The following is a 17902-nucleotide window of genomic DNA, read 5'->3' as shown; positions in this document are numbered from 1 at the left end:
TATGGCATAGTTTTCAATATCAGAGTTGTATTTTATCAGTGTTAACACGTAATCGTTTTTCTATTGTGCATAAGTAAAGGTAAAAGAGGGGGTTGACAATACGACTTTCTTTTATAGTAATGAGGAATCAAAGGTGATGGAAATTTTTTTTCTCATTTTTAGAGTAAGTTACTTTTGGTTGTGATTCTCAGGCCCACGTTCTGTGCTTGTTTCTTGTAGTGGGCCGGGTATTTCGGTATCGGAATTCTCATCCTCAGAAGGATTAAGGTTCTCCATTGCGAGTGCTGAAAGTTCTGCTTCTAAGAGATGTCTCATTCTGGCTCTTCTCCGACATACACGATGTATAAGCCATAGGAACCCAAGAAGTAGAAGGAAAAACACACCTCCAGCTATCATACCAAGCACAGCACCTGCGCTGCCTGCATTGGAAGGTGCAACTGTCGTCGAGGTGCTTCCTCTTCCGACAGTCGTATCACCAAACAATTGTCTAGCATTTGCTTGGGTATAAAAGGCAGTACTTGAGCTCTCTAATGCAATTGGAGTGGGTTTTCGAGGGGTTATATCTGTAGTTTTAGTTGCTCTTCTTTTGCTACTGGGGGTTCTGGATGCGGTGTTCGACTTAGAGCTAGTATGAGGAGTAATATTTTTTCTTCTCACTACGACGGACGTAGTTGTTTTTTGAGTGGTTGTGGATGCCGATGTGATCGCTCTATTCGTATTCCTGAATTCCCTGCTTGAATTGGTCACCGCTATCTGAGACGTGGTTACTGCTCTGCTTATTTCTGTAGATTCTCTGCCTGCTTGATCTGTTGTTGCAGTTAATGGACGTACTGTGCTGATTTCTTCTGTGACAGTAACGCTATTACTTTTCTCACATTGATTTCCAGTAATGGCGAAGGTAGCTTTTTTGACGCTACCTTCGCCTTCTGTTACAAAGACATTAAACCTTGCTACAGTACTACCACTATCGTATTCTGGGTCTACGCTCAGGTTTGCAGTGTTGCCTGTGCTGCTCATAATTTCAGCCGCAGCATTACTGATATCATTACTGCCGGACTTCAAATAATATAGTTTTCCATCTGCACAACTTACAATTGCGCAAACCTTGTTCTCTTTACACGCGTTGAGAATGATTTTTTCTACTTTGTTTCCACTTAATCCACCAGTGGGTGTAAATGTGGACATAGTAATACTACTTCCTGTAGAACTACCCCTTTTCAAAGTAGTGCCATCTTTTGCAAGTATTACAATGCGCTGCCCTCTTCCTACTTCTGCTGCAGAAATTGCTGTCACTCTATTTTCCAAGCCCTTTACTGTCTTTGAAGTGCCACTACTTACAATGGCACCTGTGTCACTATTTACAGAAAGGACCTGAACTTTTATAACGCCGGATTCATCATATACTGCACAGAGTTTTTCACGGTTTACTGGCCCACAGACATTTATATTTAACAGTTTTCCCGGGTGTGTATACCCACTACCCTGCTCCGTCAATGAAACTTTGCTACTATCATATAGATAAACGGAGCTCTTAAATGTTTTTCCAGCCTCTTTAAATGTTAGCGCAACTTGGGCTGTATTACTTTTAGAGAGTGGATCAAGTTTTGGTGTAAAAGATGAGGAATCAACCCCATCTACGTTTACGCTAGCTTTTTGGCCAGATGAGTTTTCGACTTCTAAAGTTAAGTTACTTCCTTTTTGAAGTAACTTATACGTACATCCCCCGTGGGTGAGATAACTTACGAGTCGGTTCTCTTGCCCTTGCATAAAAAAATAGCATTTTTTATAAATTTATTAATAAATTATAACAATAAACACGACGGCTTTTATAGATGTAAAATAATTTATTTTTTAGTAAAATTCTTGATCAAAATTGGGAAATTGTAGGAATTCTGAAATTTTCTCCTCATTGACAGATTCAGCATTTTTCGAACTCTAGGTCAGGCGCTGTAGAAGATACTGCATGGATAAAGCACATTAGAGTTAATTCTCATTATCTCCAAGTTAGGTAGTAAAAAGCGTCTAACTTAATGTTTCACGAAGAACCTAATGAGTTGTAGTAGCGTATAAGTGTCCTACCAAAATATAAAACTTGAAAAACTGGCAAAATTCATCCTGGAACCATAGTACCAGATGAAACCTTTTGTTCTATGTTTGCGCTCCGAATATGTGGCAACACCATGACATCAGCCAAACTTCACTGCTACAGAGAACTTATTATAGTAGTCCAGAGGAGCATCCACCCTTTTCCAAGTTCATTTTCTTGATAATGATAGGTGCTAACTTTTTATGAGAAAGTTCAATACAGCTGCTCTTACATATTGGGAATTCCTCACTTGTGTAAGTATTGCACACCTAGGGTCATCAAGGACAATATTTGAAATCTCACAATTTCTATGAATAGGTCCCGGATGCATTATAAGCACGTCAGGACTTAAATCTTTCAGAATATTTTCATCAAGACAAAAAGGGGCCGTAGTACCAGCCAAAACTTTCTGTCCCGTACGTTCGGTCTGAGTACGCAGCATTATTATGACATCAGCAGATTTAGCCGCTGCAGGAAAGTTATCATAGTAAATAATTTGTTCTACTTGGATTGTGGGCATAAAACTCAGCGGTCCAGAAATTGAAACGGTTGCCCCAAGTCTTTGGAGTATAGGTATAGTAGAATGAGCAACTCTACTCCTTATAATATCTCCACAGACAAGTATATTTAAACCCTCTATCTTTTCCTTCAGTAGGAGCACGGTAAATGCATCTATTAATCCCTGCGTTGGATGTTCGTTTGTCCCGTCACCTGCATTAACAATGCAACAATCAATATATTTTTCTAAGATATGAAGAACACCACTTTGGCTGTGTCGTATTATGAACGCGTTTGGTGAAAGGCCATTTAAGGAAGTAAAAAAATCCACTAAGTGCTCACCCTTTTTTAGTGCGACAGTTGCTACATTTACTTTTTCAACTAGGCAACCGAGTTTACTTGCAGCAAGCGAAAAAGAAGTTTCGGTGCGTGTCGAGCTCTCAAAAAAAACCGAGAAAACCACTTTTCCAAGCAGATCATTCTTAATTCCATTCTTTAAATAGAAAGCAGCCAGATCGAAGATCTCATAAATCTCATCAACGGTAATATCGTTATTAGTCAGTAGACTTCTCATATAAAAGCAGCTTCTCTATTTTCTTTAAGTTCAGCGTTGCACGAGCGTTAAAATACCATAATAGGAGTGTCAACACAAAGGATGCTAGAAACATCAACAACAAAGGCGTAAGCATTGATGGATGAATTGATATACCACCACTTCTTATAAAACTGGATTTCTGATGTAATGTTGCCCACAAATAAACTGAGAGTTTAATAATCGGGATATTTGCCAAACCAACTAAGTTAAGTATAGCAGCCAATTTGATGTTAAATTCCTTGTAGTCCCAGAGTATGTAGTAACCCAAATATAAAAAAAAGAGGACTAACATTGATGTTAATCTGGCGTCCCATACCCAAAATGCTCCCCATATTGGTTTTCCCCAGAGACCTCCAGTAATCAAACAGATTAAGGAGAAAACCATACCGATTGGTGCTAATGCATATGCAATTACACCAAACCTTAGCACAGAAAAGGATAAATACAGCAAGTTCAGTAGTCCAATGACGCAGTACAGACCTATACCGAGCCAAGCAGCGGGAACATGAATGTACATGATCCGTACTAAGTTACCGTGTAATTGGTCAATAGGAGACGAAAATACAAAATAAAAAGCGAATGAATATAAAACGCATAAAGCGAATATCAAGCTAAAAATACACTTTTTTGATATACTGGTATCGAGGAAGTTTTTTTTCATCGTGTAGTGGAATTGTTACATTAAATATTGAATACAACCGCTTAACGCCTAATAGAACTAAACATTGGTGCTGATTAAGATCAGAATAAGAATTACTATGTTTCTGCTTGAAGTTGATAATTTACATCTATTTTAATAAATAATTGTGAAGAATTGTACAAAAAAGATTGTGCACAATTTTAAATTGTGATACATCCACGGTATATTTTTTTTGATTGAGCAGCAGACATGACAAAAATCGCTGACCAGATAACGAATGTAATGGCATATAAAATAAGGAAGCGGATGGAAGAAATCGGCATTAATGCGAGAGAACTCGCTGAGAGAGCAGGGGTCGGAAAATCATTCGTATACGACATATTGAATGGTAAGTCAAAAAATCCTACTTCAAAAAAGCTTAATTCCATTTCAAGGGAATTAGGTATCTCGATTTCTTATCTTATAAATGTATCACCAGATTCAATAGATTACGAAAACTATCTACCCGTGCATAGCCTAGATAATCAGCTCAGTGTTAGCTTTCTCTTTAACAGGGCCTTTTGCGAAGAACATATAAGCGAGGCAGGTAAACTATACTCCTGCATTATGTATGACGATAGTATGTCGCCAAGCATAATGCCAAATGAGACTTTGATAATAAAAAAATTTGTTCAGGGCGATAGAATGAAGTCCGGGGTCTTTCTTATACGCGATAAGTTCAACAGTATAGTGCGAAGCGTTGAACATATCTTTGGAAGCCAAGACGTTAAGATAACCCCGGATAATGAGAAATACTCAACCTATATCAAACACTTTGACGAAATTGACATAATAGGTAAAGTAATCTTTACACTCAGGAGATTGTAACACTTTAAGTTTCTTATAGAACAGTCTGACTGCTCTGTAAGAAACAAAATTTATGAGTAGTATGCTTTGCCGGTACGGCGTTATTTTTTTTCTTCGTTGCAATTTTGTACACACATTGTTTTTACTATTACCTCACCGCCGCAGTTCGTGTGACATAATCTGTGATCATAATTACAAGAGTTTTGGCATCTTTCATATCTTGCCCTTTCTTGTACTCTTTTGCGGTACTCATCCATCTCCCAACTACTGCTTTCGTGGAATTTATCTGAGGAATTGGGTTTTTCCTTTTTTTCTTCTTTTCCTATGTTGATGAGGATATTTGCTGTTTGTGTATCATTACTCTTATTACAAGAATTTTGACACGTTTGTTTCATGAGCAGACACTTGTTTGCACATTCCCTTCCGTTCTGACTTTTTGGAGGAATAAAGCTATATGATGTTCTATATACGGGGTCAAAGGTGATGCAGCCAGACAGTATTACTCCAATTACAAAGCAAGTTATAAATTTATTAATATTAAAGTTTCCCATATTTATATACATTCCCTTATTTCATACAGAAAATATTGCAAATATTACTTAAATTTAGATATAAGAAAATGCTGTAAAGTAAAAAAGGAAAGAGAATTAACACGCATGTATGCATTTATTGTGTCATGTAAGTTGTCTTGTGCTAGAATCCTGTTCAGACTGCTTACAGTTGGGATACATGTCGAATTACAATTTTAAGGAAATAGAACAGTTTTCTCAATCATTATGGGATTTTTCCAGTTGTGACTTCAAAAGAAAAAAGTACTATGTTCTGAGTATGTTTCCCTACCCGTCGGGAAAACTACACATGGGACATCTGAGAAATTACGTTATTGGAGACGTCTTAGCACGTTATAAGAGAAGTCAGGGGTACAATGTCTTACACCCAATTGGTTGGGATGCGTTTGGTCTACCAGCTGAAAAAGCCGCGATAAGTAGCAATATCCACCCAAGGATATGGACGGAAAAAAATATTGCAAAGATGCGAACCTCTCTCAAGAGTATAGGTCTATCGTATGATTGGAACAGAGAACTTTCAACCTGCTCTCCTGAGTATTATAAGCACGAACAAAAATTTTTTTTGGCCTTTCTAAAAGCTGGTTTAGCATACAAAAAAAATTCCGAAGTAAATTGGGATCCTATCGATAACACAGTCCTTGCAAATGAACAGGTCATTGATGGGCGTGGTTGGAGATCAGGTGCGGTTGTCGTGAAGAGAAAGATTCCGCAATGGTTCCTTAAAATTAGCGACTTTTCCGAAGAACTCCTGAAGGGATTAGATTCGCTTACTGGCTGGCCAGAGAAGGTTAAAACTATGCAAGCAAATTGGATAGGAAAATCTGAAGGGGCACTGATAAAATTTCCTATAAGCGGATATGAGCAAAGATTTATTGAGGTATTCACTACTAGACCCGAGACGATCTTTGGTGCCTCATTTTGTGCTATTTCAGTTAATCATCCTTTGGTTAATGAACTAAATTTATTGAGTAATGCAGAGAGAGAAATACTGTGCACGCAAACTACCTGTGAGTCAGATCATTGCGATGACAACAAAAACTTGTCTGGGACGGTAAATCTTGAGAAAGTTGATGGGCAAAAGCTTGGCATTCTAACAAAAATAAAAGTGAAGCATCCCTTTTCTGGCGGTGAGCTTCCTTTATACGTAGCAAATTTTGTATTTGCAGAATACGGTTCGGGAGCAATATTTGGTTGCCCAGCTCATGATACACGAGATTTTGAATTCGCACAGCAATACAACTTACCGTGCTTAAGAGTTATCTCAGCAAAATGCACAAATATTGCACTACCCTACTGTTTGGAAGAAGGAGTAATGTGTAATTCAAATTTCCTGGATGGAATGCAGGTGATAGAGGCACGAAAATTTATAATTGAAAAAATTTCTTCGATTGGTATCGGTGAGGCAAAGAACTCGTACAAATTGCGAGACTGGGGAATATCAAGGCAGCGATATTGGGGCTGTCCGATTCCGGTTGTGTACTGTGAAAAGTGTTCGATGCAACCAGTAAAAGTTGAAGATCTGCCTATTACACTTCCAGAAGAAATAAATTTCACAGTACAAGGTAATCCACTAGAACACCATCCAACATGGAAATATACAAATTGTCCAAAATGTGGTGGTCCTGCAGTTAGAGATACAGATACCTTCGATACATTTTTTGAATCTTCTTGGTATTTTGCGGCCTTTTGCAGTAAAGAGGGAGGAATAGATAAGGAGTCTTGCGAATATTTTCTTCCTGTCGACATGTACATCGGCGGAATAGAACATGCAATATTACATTTGCTTTATGCTAGGTTCTTTACGCGCGCCTTAAACAAATGTGGATACGTAGATGTAGTGGAACCATTTCATAGTCTACTCACACAGGGTATGGTTTGCCATGAGAGCTACCAGAACTCTTCCGGTGAATATCTGTACCCTGAGGAAGCAAAATTACTGCTGGAAAAAGGTGAAAAAGTTCTGGTTGGTAAAATGGAGAAAATGAGTAAATCTAAAAGGAATATCGTGGATCTTGACGAAATAGTTTCAAAATATGGTGCTGATGCAGCAAGGTTCTTTATTCTTTCTGATAATCCTCCAGAAAACAGTTTTGGATGGTCAGATAGGGGCATAAATGCGTCGTTTAAGTTTTTGCAAAGAATCAAAAATCTTGTAGAAAGATATCTTTCCAGTAAAACCAGTGCTGAAGTTCAAACAGAGCAGAACGTTAAAATCCAGATTAACAGGATTATCTCCGATATGACGAAATACATTGATGAAATAAAATTAAATTGTGCAGTTGCAAAGATTCACGAGTTGGTCAACTTGCTGAGTGCGTCCGGAGCATTATCTAAAGAAACGATTCACATACTTTTGAGGATACTCGAACCATTTGTACCACACTTAGCTGAATATTTGGCCTCAAAGCTTGAAACCGATGTCGTTCTATACGGCTCCCCATGGGTTGCTTATAATGAAGTACTCATTCAAAGCGATGCGGTCACATTAATGGTGCGGAAGAATGGAAAATTCGTAAAATTGTTAGAAGTGAAGAAAGATTCTTCTGAAGAAGAGATAATTTCCCTAGCAAAAAGATTGATCAAGAATGCCGTAGTTGATAAAGTTATATATGTTCCTGGTAAGATGGTTAATTTTCTTTGCAGCAGTTCTGGTTAACCGAATGTTTAGAACGTTAAATTTAAGATACCTTCTTGATATATTCTGCCGTGCGGAATTACGGTTAGGTTTCACTATTGTGGTTTACTAATTATGGCTTCGCCCTTAATGCGCAAAGCAGTAGCTGTCTGGTTGGTAGATAAGACAGCTCTGACTTTTGAACAAATTGCACAAGCTTGCGGTTTGCACGTTTTAGAAGTAGAGGGTATCGCGGATGGCACCGTCGCACACGGTCTCATAGGATGCGATCCTCGTATTACGGGAGAGGTGGAGCAAGCTGATATAGAAGCTTGTGAGAACGATCCCAGTAGGAAGTTGTGTATTAAATCCATTGTTGATAAGAGAAAAAGAAAAGGCAGGGCATATACCCCCGTTGTTAAACGTAGGGTTAAGTCGGATGCGGCTCTGTGGCTTATCAATAAGTATCCTGAGTTGAGTGATGCACAGATAGTATCCCTCATAGGGACTACTGCAAAAATTGTAAAGTCCATTAGGGATAGGACTTATTGGAATTATGAAAACCTAAAACCTCGTGATCCGATTTTGTTCAATCTCTACTCGCAGGAGGACTTAGATGAAGCCTTGCTAAAAGTGAAGATTTCAGAGCAAAGTGAACAGCGCCTTCGTGAGATCGAGGAAAGTATGGAAGATTCTATGTAGCTAAAGGGTGCATTTGCCTATTTCTCCTTGCACGATTGCGGTTTCGCCGCAGAGCTTTTTTCGAATGGCATCGTGAGTGCTTGAGTTGTTTATCTCTTGAGTTTTTTGCAACGATCAAGCTTAGTTGGCTTGGTGGTCCTATTCAATTAATATGTTAACATATTGTTAGTCCTAGTGGTTTTAATGTATGACAAAAAATCTTGATCCATTTGAGGCTTATGACGAGTGGTTCATAGAACAGCATATGGAACGTGCGAAACAAGCGGTAAAGCCTTGTTGTATGGTCTTTCGGTATTCGGATGGAAAAGAGCACGTGGTAGATCCGACTCCGGAAGAACGGGACGAGATTATTCGCAACGGCGGTGAATGCTCTACTACGATTTATGGTTTTATGGATTTTGATTTTTTGGGAGGACATTAACTCGGTTGCTGAAACTGGTTTACTCGGTTAGAATGTTATTCCGTTGTCGATCCGAAGAGTCTTAGCTCATGAAAAAAAACATTCATCCGGCAGTGTACGATGTTATCCTTGAATTTACCAATGGAATGAGACTCAAAGTAAAGTCAACCATTGGTAAAGAAGGTGAGGTTATTGTTCACAATGCTGGCGACTGGCCTCCTGAAACTCACCCGGCCTGGACAAAATCTGCTTCTACAAGCATCAGGTCCACTAGTAAGGTCAATAAATTCAAGGAGAAGTTTGGAGAGGACTTCATGTAATTTGCTCGAGGATGAACAAGAACTTGTCATACGATAGCTGTCTCGCTTTTGCCGGTGGTGAGTGTTTTTTCGGATTTTCGTATGGCAGGAGGGGCGTTGCGGTTGGTGAGGTATGTTTCACTACTGGTATGACAGGCTACCAGCATACCATCACTGATCCCTCTTTCTCTGGTCAAATCATTCTTTTTGCTTTTCCCCATATTGGGAATGTTGCAATTAATTCCTGTGACAATGAGTCTTCCCGTGTTTTTGCTAGGGGACTGATTTTTCGAGAAAGGCCACAGGATTTCTTGCATCATTTGAAGATAAGAAGCTTTTCTAGCTGGCTAGAAGATAATGGTATTGCAGCAATATACGGAGTTGATACGCGTGCGATTACTCGGTTAGTTCGCCTAAAGGGTAATCAGGGCGGTATCATTTTTCCCATTAATGACATCGGTGTAGATGAAGCTCTCTCACTTCTTAGAGAAGCTGAGGATATGAATGGAAATGAGTTAGCTATATCTGCAAGTGGAAATGCGCGATGCTCACCCTACTGTGCTGGTGATAAGAGAAAGAAAGTCTGTGTAGTCGACTTTGGCATAAAGGACGGCATCATAAGAAATCTGGAAAAATATTTTGCAGTTGTGGTAGTAGATGGAAAAAAAGGGTTTTCGTCTGCTTTGGAGTCGGAGGACTTTGCTGGCATCGTCCTCTCGAATGGTCCGGGTGATCCGTCTGCGACGTACTTACAGTTGTGTGAGGATTTTTCAAGAGTTCTTGCATCTAATTTACCGGTCTTAGGAATCTGTCTAGGACACCAGTTACTGCTTCTCGCATTTGGATGTAAAACAAGAAAGATGCTTGTAGGACATAGAGGAACTAATCACCCTGTTATCAATCTTGAGACGCAAAAGGTAGAAATCACAAGTCAAAATCACGGTTTTGTATTAGACGAATCGACGTTAAATAATAAAGATATTATTGTTACACACAGATCCTTGTTTGACCGTTCTGTGGAGGGAATCAAGATAAAAGACAGAAAAATCTTTTCTGTTCAATATCATCCTGAAGGTTCGCCAGGGACGCATGACTCTCACTATATCTTTACTAAATTTTTTGATGAAATTAGTTCTCAATAGAATTACTCTACATACGGGATTAGGAATCCGTTCTTGGGAAAGGGTTGTGAGAAGAATAGTTTTGGTTAACATTACTCTCTATTCAGATAAGTTACTTGATTACAGCTTGATTCTTGAACGCCTTGCCTTGTCCGTTGCTGATGTGCATTTTGAGTATGTTGAGGACTTAGCAGAGACTCTTGCTGCAACACTGATTAATTGTTTTGCTCCAATTAAATTATCACTTGAAGTAAAAAAACCGTCTTTTTTTAAACTGCTTGAGTCTGCCTCCGTGCAGGTGGAATATGATAGTGAAACCGGTTCTTAAAAGCACCACGTTCAATGAAAGCAAAGAAGGAAATTCAAGAGCTTTACGAGAAACTCCTACGACACAATAAGAAGTACTATCAAGATGATAGTCCGGAGATAACAGATGCTGAATATGATTCCATTAAGGGCCGTTATCTTAAGCTTCTGGAAGCAAATCCGAGTCTAGGCTTTCCGGTGGTTATTGGCTATCCTGCTTCCGAGAAGTTCCAAAAAGTCAAACACTTGTCTCCTATGCTTTCATTACGCAACATCTTCTCGGAAGAAGAACTGGTAGAGTACATAGAAAGAACAAAAAGATTCCTTAATCTCAAAAATGAACTTGAATTCCTATGTGAGCCTAAAATAGATGGCGTGTCATTTTCTGCACGTTACATCAATGGAAAACTGCTCTCTTGTGCAACAAGAGGAGACGGGAAAATAGGAGAAAACATTATTGATAACATGAAAGTTATCAATGGGTTCCCTATAGAAATTGTGGATGTACCAGATCTTTTGGAAGTACGTGGAGAAGTTTTCCTTGACCATGATACTTTTCAAACTCTTGAAGGCTTTTCAAATCCTCGGAATGCTGCTGCGGGGTCACTTAGGCAACTTAATCCTGAAATAACGAAGGAACGCAATCTGCAATACTTCGCTTATAGCATCAGCAAAATCGATGGAATAGAACATCAGGAAGATGTGTTACATTTTCTCAGTGAGCGCGGTTTTATGACAAATCCGTTGAGACTAGCTTCATCAAAAGTGCCTGAAATCATGAGCTTTTACGATTCAGTTTATCGTGGACGCTCGCAAATCAAGTACGATATAGATGGGCTGGTTTACAAGGTGAATAACCTCAAGTTACATGCGAGGCTGGGCACGCTATCAGATGCACCTAGATGGGCCATAGCGCATAAATTTCCCTCACATCGAGGCAAGACTATACTTGAAAAAATTAAGCTCAGCGTTGGGCGTACAGGTATCATCACGCCGGTTGCTCACTTAAAACCGATTACCATAGGCGGAGTTGTTATATCAAGGGCAAGCCTATACAACGAAGACGAACTAGCAAGAAAAGACATCCGCGAAGGAGATCTGGTAACCGTAGAAAGAGCTGGAGACGTCATTCCAAAAGTACTTGAAGTAGACATCTCGTATAGAACTAATCAGGAGAGGTTTATCTTTCCTGATAAATGTCCATCCTGTTCTTCTACACTGATAAGAAAAAATAACGAAGCGGCGATTCGTTGCAATAATCGCAAAAAATGTACTGAACAGGTAATACAGCAAATAAAACATCTTGTCTCAGCGCAAGCATTCGATATAGATGGTATAGGGACATCACACATTTCTTTTTTTATTGAGAAGGAATTTATTTCAGAACCAGCAGATATTTTTTGCTTAGATAAGCACAGAGATGAGATCAAAAAATATGATGGTTGGGGAGAAAAATCAGTAGATAATATTCTCACAAGCATTGAGAAGTCTCGGAAAATAAGTTTGGAAAAATTTATTTTTAGCCTTGGAATAAAAAATGTAGGTGAAAAGACTGCTTATATGCTTGCACAGCAGTTCAAAAGTTTTGCCAACTGGTTTGACAAAATGTCCATACTCAAAGACGACACTCAAACTGAAAATGAGATCAGGAATCTCGATGGTATGGGAAGTTGTGTCTGTGAATCTTTACTGGATTTTTTCAGTGATCCAGATAATTGCAATATGGTAAAAAGTTTATCTAATCACGTCATGATTACTGATCATGCCATTAGTATAGGTGGCCCACTTAGTGGGAAAAAATTTGTTTTTACAGGTACGCTTCTCTCAATTACTAGAGAAGAAGCAAAAGAGATCGTAAAAAAAGCTGGTGGTATAGTTTTGAACAGTGTTTCCAAGCAAGTCGACTATGTTGTAGCTGGAGAAAAGGCGGGCTCAAAATTAGTAAAAGCCAATGAACTTGGTATTGCAATCATAGAAGAAAAAACCCTCATAGAATTCACAACTGGGAACAACACACCTGCTCTTAAGAGAGATACAAGCTCCAACTAATGGATAAAGTGATTTTTTAGCTACTATAAACTTCCTAAAACAGTATTGAATCTCCCAGAATTATCATTAGCGAAAAACTCAACTGATTCATCGTGAATTTTTATTTCGTTGGTTTTTCTTAATTTAATAAACTTCGAAGGATGATCGAAATTCAAATTACTGCAACAACTCAGTGCATCACCACCAGCAACTTTATTGGATCTAAACCAGATAATCTGATCGAATAAATTTCCATTTACAAACGACGAAAATAATTTGCCTCCACATTCTACCAACACGCTATTAATACCCATCGTTCCAAGTTGCTGTAAGATGTCTCCCAGATCCAACTTTTCCCCGTTTAGATTAGCTTCAAAATTAAAGAAATTCTTATGTTTGAATGTATTTTTTTTACCGAATGACCAGACAATGCCGTCATTAAAGATTTTAAAATTAGGAGAAGAAATTTCACCTCGAGTATCAAGCACTACTTTAATCGACTCTTTTTTCACACCAGGTAGCCTACAGCTAAGCTGTGGATCATCATGTTTAAGAGTTGAATAGCTAATCATAACAGACGAAGATATACGTCTTAGCATGTGTACTGTTCTCCTCAGAGCAGGACTCGTAATCCAAGTGCTTTTGCCATTAAAACAAGCAATTTTTCCATCAAGGGTAGTTGCAGTCTTAAGGGTAACAAATGGTTTCCCAAAAACTTGACGGTAAAAATACCCTATGTTGCTAATACAGCACTCCCTTTTTAAAATTCCAGTAGTAACAACAATTCCACTTTCCCGAAGCTTTTGTATCCCTTTACCGTTAACTCTGGTATCTGGATCCCTAGTTCCGATAAAGACGTTCTTTATTCCGGATCCAATAATTAAATCTGTGCAAGGTGCTGTTCTCCCGTGATGTGCACAGGGCTCGAGTGTGGTGTACAAGTCGGCGCCTCTTGCCTTTATACCGGCAACTTTCAGAGCAACCGCTTCCGCATGTGGAGAACCATTAATCCCAGTGACACCTTTTCCAACTACCTCGTCATCCTTCACGATAATGCATCCAACAGAGGGATTATCAGCAGTAAAACCTTGTCCAAAAAGCGAAGCATTTACTGCCGCTTCCATGTAATATACAATACGGCCGTGTGTTTTGGGAAAACTCATGTAAATACGGGAATGACAGCAACAAAACTATCATCTATCTCTCTGCAGAACAACGATTTTTAGTATTTTATTTGCTAGCTTTAATTGGGAGAGAGTTTTTCTGTTAATCTTCTTTAGTTTTATCCTCTGGTTTCGAATATGGCTTCTTACCGTCTTCCTAAAATTGTCGTTTGTTTTCTTTTGATGATGATTTTATGTTTTCTTGGCGGATTTGTTATAAAACTTAACTCTCATAAGAGAGAATACCTCGATGAAATAAGCCATCTACTCGGTGGAAATATCGAAGTTCATGGTGATATATCCATCAATTTTTTAAATCTGGGGTTGAAAATTACATCCTTAAATTTTCTTCAGCATGTGTCTGGATCCCGGTATATGTTCGAAGAACTTGATATAGACTTCGAACCAAGTTCATTCATTTTCGGCAAGCCTCGGATTTCGAAAATTGTGCTCAAAAATGGAAAAGTCACATTAAGCGACACGAATGAATTCCCTGTGCTGAAGTTTCACAACTTACACTTTCAAAATGTAGAGCTCATTGTCCCCGATTATTCAATTAACACTTACATAAAAAATGGGACATTTTCTGCTTCAGAGAAAGAAGTCCTATTTTCTGGTGAAGTTGGTAGACCTGATAAAGTGTCTTACAACATTCTTTTAAGCCTGGAAAAAGAAAAAAACCAATCGCTTGTAAAGCTCTCGAGTAAGAAGGATAAAATAGAGGTATTGCTTTCAGAAAAAGAAAAACACATTTCGGGCAGCGGGAACGATCTACTTAGAATCCTCTCTACATTTACAGGTATTTCCTATCACCCGAAGGAAGATAGCAGCTTCGTCATTGGTAGTCACTACGAACAGAACAAAAACAACTATTTGATAACGATTGATTCGGACTTAGTGAAGTCGGTGATCAATGTCTCGCAAAATAACGAAAAAAATAAAGTTGAGATCAATAGTAGTTATGTGGACCTAAGCCGTGTAACAAATAGCTCACCCGAAGGAACTCTTTTAGCATTTCTAAATATCCAAAGAGACTTTCTTGGGGAAGGAGAATTAAAGTTTGTTGCACACGAAATTAAGCTTAGGGAGGCCGAAACTGTAGGGATCCAATTTGATTTCATTGATAAAGGTAAGTTCTCGTATATTGATAATTTTTCTTCTCAATCAAAAAATTGGACGTTTACTGCAAAAGGTGTTGTCGAAAGAAATCTGAGGGAACATCCTATCCTACGTGCAGAGGGGAACTGCGTTGGTACAGTTCCTGAATGGATCAACGGTACACCACTATTGACGAGGTATGTGGATATTACAAATTTGATAGGAAAGCAGTTCAATTTTTCAGTTAATTTTATTTTTGCCCCGGATATGTTCCTCATTAATAGTGGTAAATTTCTCACAGATGAAATAGCGGTTGATGCAGTAATTCAGTACAATCGACTCCTAAAGAAAATAAGGACTGATTTCAAAGCCAGCTCGCTGGAGCTAAAAGAGCTTATCAAAGACAATGTTCGTGCATTCCTTGATCACTTTAGTGAATTGGATACGGTGGTCAGGTTCGAGCTAGAAAATACAAAAATTGGAAAGAATGAAATCTCCCATATTGATTTTGTTCACCACATAAAAAATAGGAATAATGCTTCATATATATCTGTAGATTCGGATAAAATGGGTTTTACAGGGAGGGTGAGGTTTGCTCAGGATGCAAATATTCTAGAAATAGATCTTGATGGAAATAAATTCGATAAAAGCATAATTGAGCCCCCGAGCCTGTTTAACGTTCTAAAAGAAAACAACAAAGATTTCAAAATACAGTGGAACGAAGATTCTTTCCCTTATATTCCTAATAATCTAAGTGGCAAGTTTAATCTCAAGTGTAATAATATTTTTGCTATCAATAATGAAGAGCCCCCTTTGAATCTTGCAATTTCAGCAGAGACAGAAAATGGAACACTCAAACTAACTAAGTTCTCTGTCAAAAAAGAAGACTTACTCCTTGAAATGGTTGCAAATCTCACTTTTACCCAAGGACAAAATAGCATCATTGCATCGATAGCGGCCGTTAACCTAGATCTCGGAGAACTTTTAAAAAAACATTTCAAAATCGATTACGTCTCTGGCAAAGCAAATATCCGGGGTGATCTTTCTTCTAAAGGTTTTAGTATTGCTCAAATAGTTAGAAATCTGAACGGCAAAATCACTTTTAATGCTCCTAGTATTTCTCTAGAAGGGGGTGATATAGATGGTCTTCCAGAGAAACTAGTTGAAGCAAATTCAATAAAAGAATTGGATGAGGTTATCAGAGTTGGTTTCTTTGAGAAGGCTACTCCCCTCTTTCAAATTGACGGTTCAGGAAACATTGCCAACGGTATTATAGGTGCATCACTTAGTTTTATAACCCAGGCAACTAGTGGTGTTTTTTCATCGCATTTCGGTCTTATTGATATGAAAAATTCCTCTATTGCACGTGTTTTCTTTAATCTTAACGGCAATCCAATCGCCGTTGACATTAATGTTGAAGGTAGCCTGTGGAAACCGAGAATCTTCTTTGATAATAAAACGATATTCGAGACTCTCAGGGAAGCAAAAGCAAATTATACATGAAGGTATCGGAAAAATACTTATCAATACTCCTAGGAGTGTGTATGACGCTTGGGTTTGCACCCTTTCACTTGACGCTCATTCTGATTTTTGCGCTTGCACTTGTATATAAACAACTAAGGTTATCTTCTTCTATGAGGGAAACCTTCTTGTTTTCTGTCCATTTTGGAAGTGCCTTTTTTTTGACTTCTTTATATTGGATTGCTTTTGCATTAGCGACAGATATACAAAATTTATGGTGGCTGATCATACCAGTTCCTATTGTACTCTCTATTTTTCTTTCTCTTTATTTCACGTGCGCCTTTATTCTATTTAAGGCAATCGCAATGCAAAATCCACTTAGCTTCTCTATCATAATAACAGGATCAGAGTACCTAAGAGAAGTGTGTTTTGGTGGTTTCCCATGGAACCTCATTGGTTATTCATGGAACCATCTAGAGATTCTTCAGCTAACATCACTTTTTGGTATCTTTGGACTTACAGCATTCACAACATTTATTTCTGGATCAATTGGAGAACTTCTTTTCAAAGATTCAAAAAAAGCCAGAATCTACTGTGTTTGTTCAGTCATTTTATTCATATCAGTTTTTTGCTTTGGCCTTAGACGTTTGAGCCTTTATCCAACACAATACTCATCAAAAGTCGTGAGAATAGTGCAGGCAAATATCTCTCATCAGCAGGTTTGGACAGCCGAATTTCAAAAGATGGTACTCAAAAAGTACATTCAATTGAGCACCTCTAGACCTTCAGCAAAAATCACCTATTTCGTGTGGCCAGAATCATCATTACCGTTCCTTTTCTCGAGACCTGAAACAGATATAACGCTTTACGTGAGTCAAGCTCTCGGAAAACCTCTCATAGCTGCCGGAACACGTAGAGATAAAAACGCGTTATTTAATTCAATTTTTGTACTTCGCAATGGGGTTATCGCAGAATATTACGACAAGGTCAAACTTATCCCATTTGGAGAATATGTACCTCTTGAAAACATAATACCAATAAAAAAGATTGTTAATGGCATGAGTAGTTTTACTCGGGGTAATGATAACACCAAGGTGTTAGATAGCATCAAGGCATCACCAATCCTCTGTTACGAAAGTATTTTTAGCACTTTTGTTGGCCGAAAAAAGTCTGCCGAATGGATAGTCAACCTTACGAATGACAGTTGGCTTGGAAATAGCACTGCACGGTACCAACACCTACAAATGGCACGTATCAGAGCGATAGAATATGGCCTTCCAGTTGTGAGATCAACTACTACCGGTATTTCTGCGGTCATTGACCCATATGGAAGAATTCTGGAAAAAATAGACTACTCCTCTGAAGGAGTGTTAGACATCGCAATACCTGAAAAACATAAAAAGAAGACCTTGTACAGTTCACTCATCCATAACATTAACAGACTCTGCCCTTGGTAATTATAATATGTACAAAGCC

The 17902-nt window shown here is 38.5% G+C and carries 15 protein-coding genes; 10 read left to right on the top strand and 5 right to left on the bottom strand.

From position 1 onward, the window contains the following. Positions 1–168: 168 nt before the first annotated feature. From NRI_RS02125 to ccsA, 3 genes are all read right to left on the bottom strand, one after another. Positions 169–1767, bottom strand: coding sequence for a hypothetical protein (locus tag NRI_RS02125; RefSeq protein ID WP_015816351.1), 1599 nt, complete (start codon positions 1765–1767; stop codon positions 169–171). Positions 1768–2279: 512 nt separating this feature from the next. Continuing rightward, on the bottom strand, positions 2280–3158 hold the full coding sequence (locus NRI_RS02120; RefSeq protein ID WP_015816350.1) for an aspartate carbamoyltransferase catalytic subunit: 879 nt from the start codon (positions 3156–3158) through the stop codon (positions 2280–2282). Further along, positions 3139–3840 carry a cytochrome c biogenesis protein CcsA gene (gene ccsA, locus NRI_RS02115; RefSeq protein WP_015816349.1) on the bottom strand — a complete coding sequence of 234 codons (702 nt, stop codon included), beginning with the start codon at positions 3838–3840 and terminating at the stop codon, positions 3139–3141. Before ccsA ends, NRI_RS02120 begins: the two co-directional genes overlap by 20 nt. 228 nt (positions 3841–4068) lie before the next feature. Between ccsA and NRI_RS02110 the strand changes: the two genes are divergently transcribed. Continuing rightward, positions 4069–4686 carry an XRE family transcriptional regulator gene (locus NRI_RS02110; RefSeq protein WP_015816348.1) on the top strand — a complete coding sequence of 206 codons (618 nt, stop codon included), beginning with the start codon at positions 4069–4071 and terminating at the stop codon, positions 4684–4686. An 80-nt stretch (positions 4687–4766) separates the two neighbouring features. On the opposite strand, the gene NRI_RS02105 is transcribed toward NRI_RS02110, so the two are convergent. After that, on the bottom strand, positions 4767–5216 hold the full coding sequence (locus tag NRI_RS02105) for a hypothetical protein (protein WP_238523038.1): 450 nt from the start codon (positions 5214–5216) through the stop codon (positions 4767–4769). Positions 5217–5394: 178 nt separating this feature from the next. Between NRI_RS02105 and leuS the strand changes: the two genes are divergently transcribed. The 7 genes from leuS to ligA all read left to right on the top strand — a co-directional run bounded on the left by leuS (position 5395) and on the right by ligA (position 12725). Further along, positions 5395–7890 (top strand): leucine--tRNA ligase, encoded by a 2496-nt coding sequence (gene leuS, locus NRI_RS02100; RefSeq protein ID WP_041351464.1) that lies wholly within the window; start codon positions 5395–5397, stop codon positions 7888–7890. Positions 7891–7998: 108 nt separating this feature from the next. Continuing rightward, on the top strand, positions 7999–8550 hold the full coding sequence (locus NRI_RS02095; protein ID WP_041351615.1) for a DUF1013 domain-containing protein: 552 nt from the start codon (positions 7999–8001) through the stop codon (positions 8548–8550). A 187-nt stretch (positions 8551–8737) separates the two neighbouring features. After that, complete coding sequence (locus tag NRI_RS02090) at positions 8738–8971, top strand: hypothetical protein (RefSeq protein WP_015816344.1); 234 nt, start codon at positions 8738–8740, stop codon at positions 8969–8971. A gap of 68 nt (positions 8972–9039) precedes the next feature. Next, the gene (gene rpmE / locus NRI_RS02085; RefSeq protein ID WP_015816341.1) at positions 9040–9270 is read left to right on the top strand and encodes a 50S ribosomal protein L31; all 231 of its coding nucleotides are present in this window, start codon (positions 9040–9042) and stop codon (positions 9268–9270) included. An 11-nt stretch (positions 9271–9281) separates the two neighbouring features. Further along, on the top strand, positions 9282–10391 hold the full coding sequence (gene carA, locus NRI_RS02080) for a glutamine-hydrolyzing carbamoyl-phosphate synthase small subunit (protein ID WP_015816343.1): 1110 nt from the start codon (positions 9282–9284) through the stop codon (positions 10389–10391). Next, positions 10372–10698 carry a dihydroneopterin aldolase gene (locus tag NRI_RS02075; protein WP_081436403.1) on the top strand — a complete coding sequence of 109 codons (327 nt, stop codon included), beginning with the start codon at positions 10372–10374 and terminating at the stop codon, positions 10696–10698. Before carA ends, NRI_RS02075 begins: the two co-directional genes overlap by 20 nt. Positions 10699–10712: 14 nt before the next feature. Beyond that, positions 10713–12725 (top strand): NAD-dependent DNA ligase LigA, encoded by a 2013-nt coding sequence (ligA, locus tag NRI_RS02070; RefSeq protein ID WP_015816313.1) that lies wholly within the window; start codon positions 10713–10715, stop codon positions 12723–12725. A 23-nt stretch (positions 12726–12748) separates the two neighbouring features. On the opposite strand, the gene ribD is transcribed toward ligA, so the two are convergent. Beyond that, positions 12749–13828 (bottom strand): bifunctional diaminohydroxyphosphoribosylaminopyrimidine deaminase/5-amino-6-(5-phosphoribosylamino)uracil reductase RibD, encoded by a 1080-nt coding sequence (ribD, locus tag NRI_RS02065; protein WP_015816340.1) that lies wholly within the window; start codon positions 13826–13828, stop codon positions 12749–12751. Positions 13829–14005: 177 nt separating this feature from the next. On the opposite strand from ribD, the gene NRI_RS02060 reads away from it, so the two are divergent. Continuing rightward, positions 14006–16468: an AsmA-like C-terminal region-containing protein gene (locus NRI_RS02060; RefSeq protein ID WP_015816339.1), complete on the top strand. Its 2463-nt coding sequence runs from the start codon at positions 14006–14008 to the stop codon at positions 16466–16468. Further along, a complete protein-coding gene (lnt, locus tag NRI_RS02055; protein WP_015816338.1) occupies positions 16465–17883 on the top strand; it encodes an apolipoprotein N-acyltransferase in 1419 nt (472 codons plus the stop codon). Before NRI_RS02060 ends, lnt begins: the two co-directional genes overlap by 4 nt. Positions 17884–17902 lie beyond the last annotated feature (19 nt).

This window comes from Neorickettsia risticii str. Illinois (assembly GCF_000022525.1).
Lineage (GTDB): Bacteria > Pseudomonadota > Alphaproteobacteria > Rickettsiales > Anaplasmataceae > Neorickettsia > Neorickettsia risticii.
The sequence above is the reverse complement of the archived record's forward strand: the minus strand, read 5'-3'. Positions and strand labels throughout refer to the sequence as shown.

Bases quoted from the DNA above. Each gene is read 5' to 3' on its own strand.
- NRI_RS02125 (WP_015816351.1), bottom strand. From the start codon at position 1,767: ATGCAAGGGCAAGAGAACCGACTCGTAAGTTATCTCACCCACGGGGGA.
- NRI_RS02120 (WP_015816350.1), bottom strand. From the start codon at position 3,158: ATGAGAAGTCTACTGACTAATAACGATATTACCGTTGATGAGATTTAT.
- ccsA (WP_015816349.1), bottom strand. From the start codon at position 3,840: ATGAAAAAAAACTTCCTCGATACCAGTATATCAAAAAAGTGTATTTTT.
- NRI_RS02110 (WP_015816348.1), top strand. From the start codon at position 4,069: ATGACAAAAATCGCTGACCAGATAACGAATGTAATGGCATATAAAATA.
- NRI_RS02105 (WP_238523038.1), bottom strand. From the start codon at position 5,216: ATGGGAAACTTTAATATTAATAAATTTATAACTTGCTTTGTAATTGGA.
- leuS (WP_041351464.1), top strand. From the start codon at position 5,395: ATGTCGAATTACAATTTTAAGGAAATAGAACAGTTTTCTCAATCATTA.
- NRI_RS02095 (WP_041351615.1), top strand. From the start codon at position 7,999: ATGCGCAAAGCAGTAGCTGTCTGGTTGGTAGATAAGACAGCTCTGACT.
- NRI_RS02090 (WP_015816344.1), top strand. From the start codon at position 8,738: ATGACAAAAAATCTTGATCCATTTGAGGCTTATGACGAGTGGTTCATA.
- rpmE (WP_015816341.1), top strand. From the start codon at position 9,040: ATGAAAAAAAACATTCATCCGGCAGTGTACGATGTTATCCTTGAATTT.
- carA (WP_015816343.1), top strand. From the start codon at position 9,282: ATGAACAAGAACTTGTCATACGATAGCTGTCTCGCTTTTGCCGGTGGT.
- NRI_RS02075 (WP_081436403.1), top strand. From the start codon at position 10,372: ATGAAATTAGTTCTCAATAGAATTACTCTACATACGGGATTAGGAATC.
- ligA (WP_015816313.1), top strand. From the start codon at position 10,713: ATGAAAGCAAAGAAGGAAATTCAAGAGCTTTACGAGAAACTCCTACGA.
- ribD (WP_015816340.1), bottom strand. From the start codon at position 13,828: ATGGAAGCGGCAGTAAATGCTTCGCTTTTTGGACAAGGTTTTACTGCT.
- NRI_RS02060 (WP_015816339.1), top strand. From the start codon at position 14,006: ATGGCTTCTTACCGTCTTCCTAAAATTGTCGTTTGTTTTCTTTTGATG.
- lnt (WP_015816338.1), top strand. From the start codon at position 16,465: ATGAAGGTATCGGAAAAATACTTATCAATACTCCTAGGAGTGTGTATG.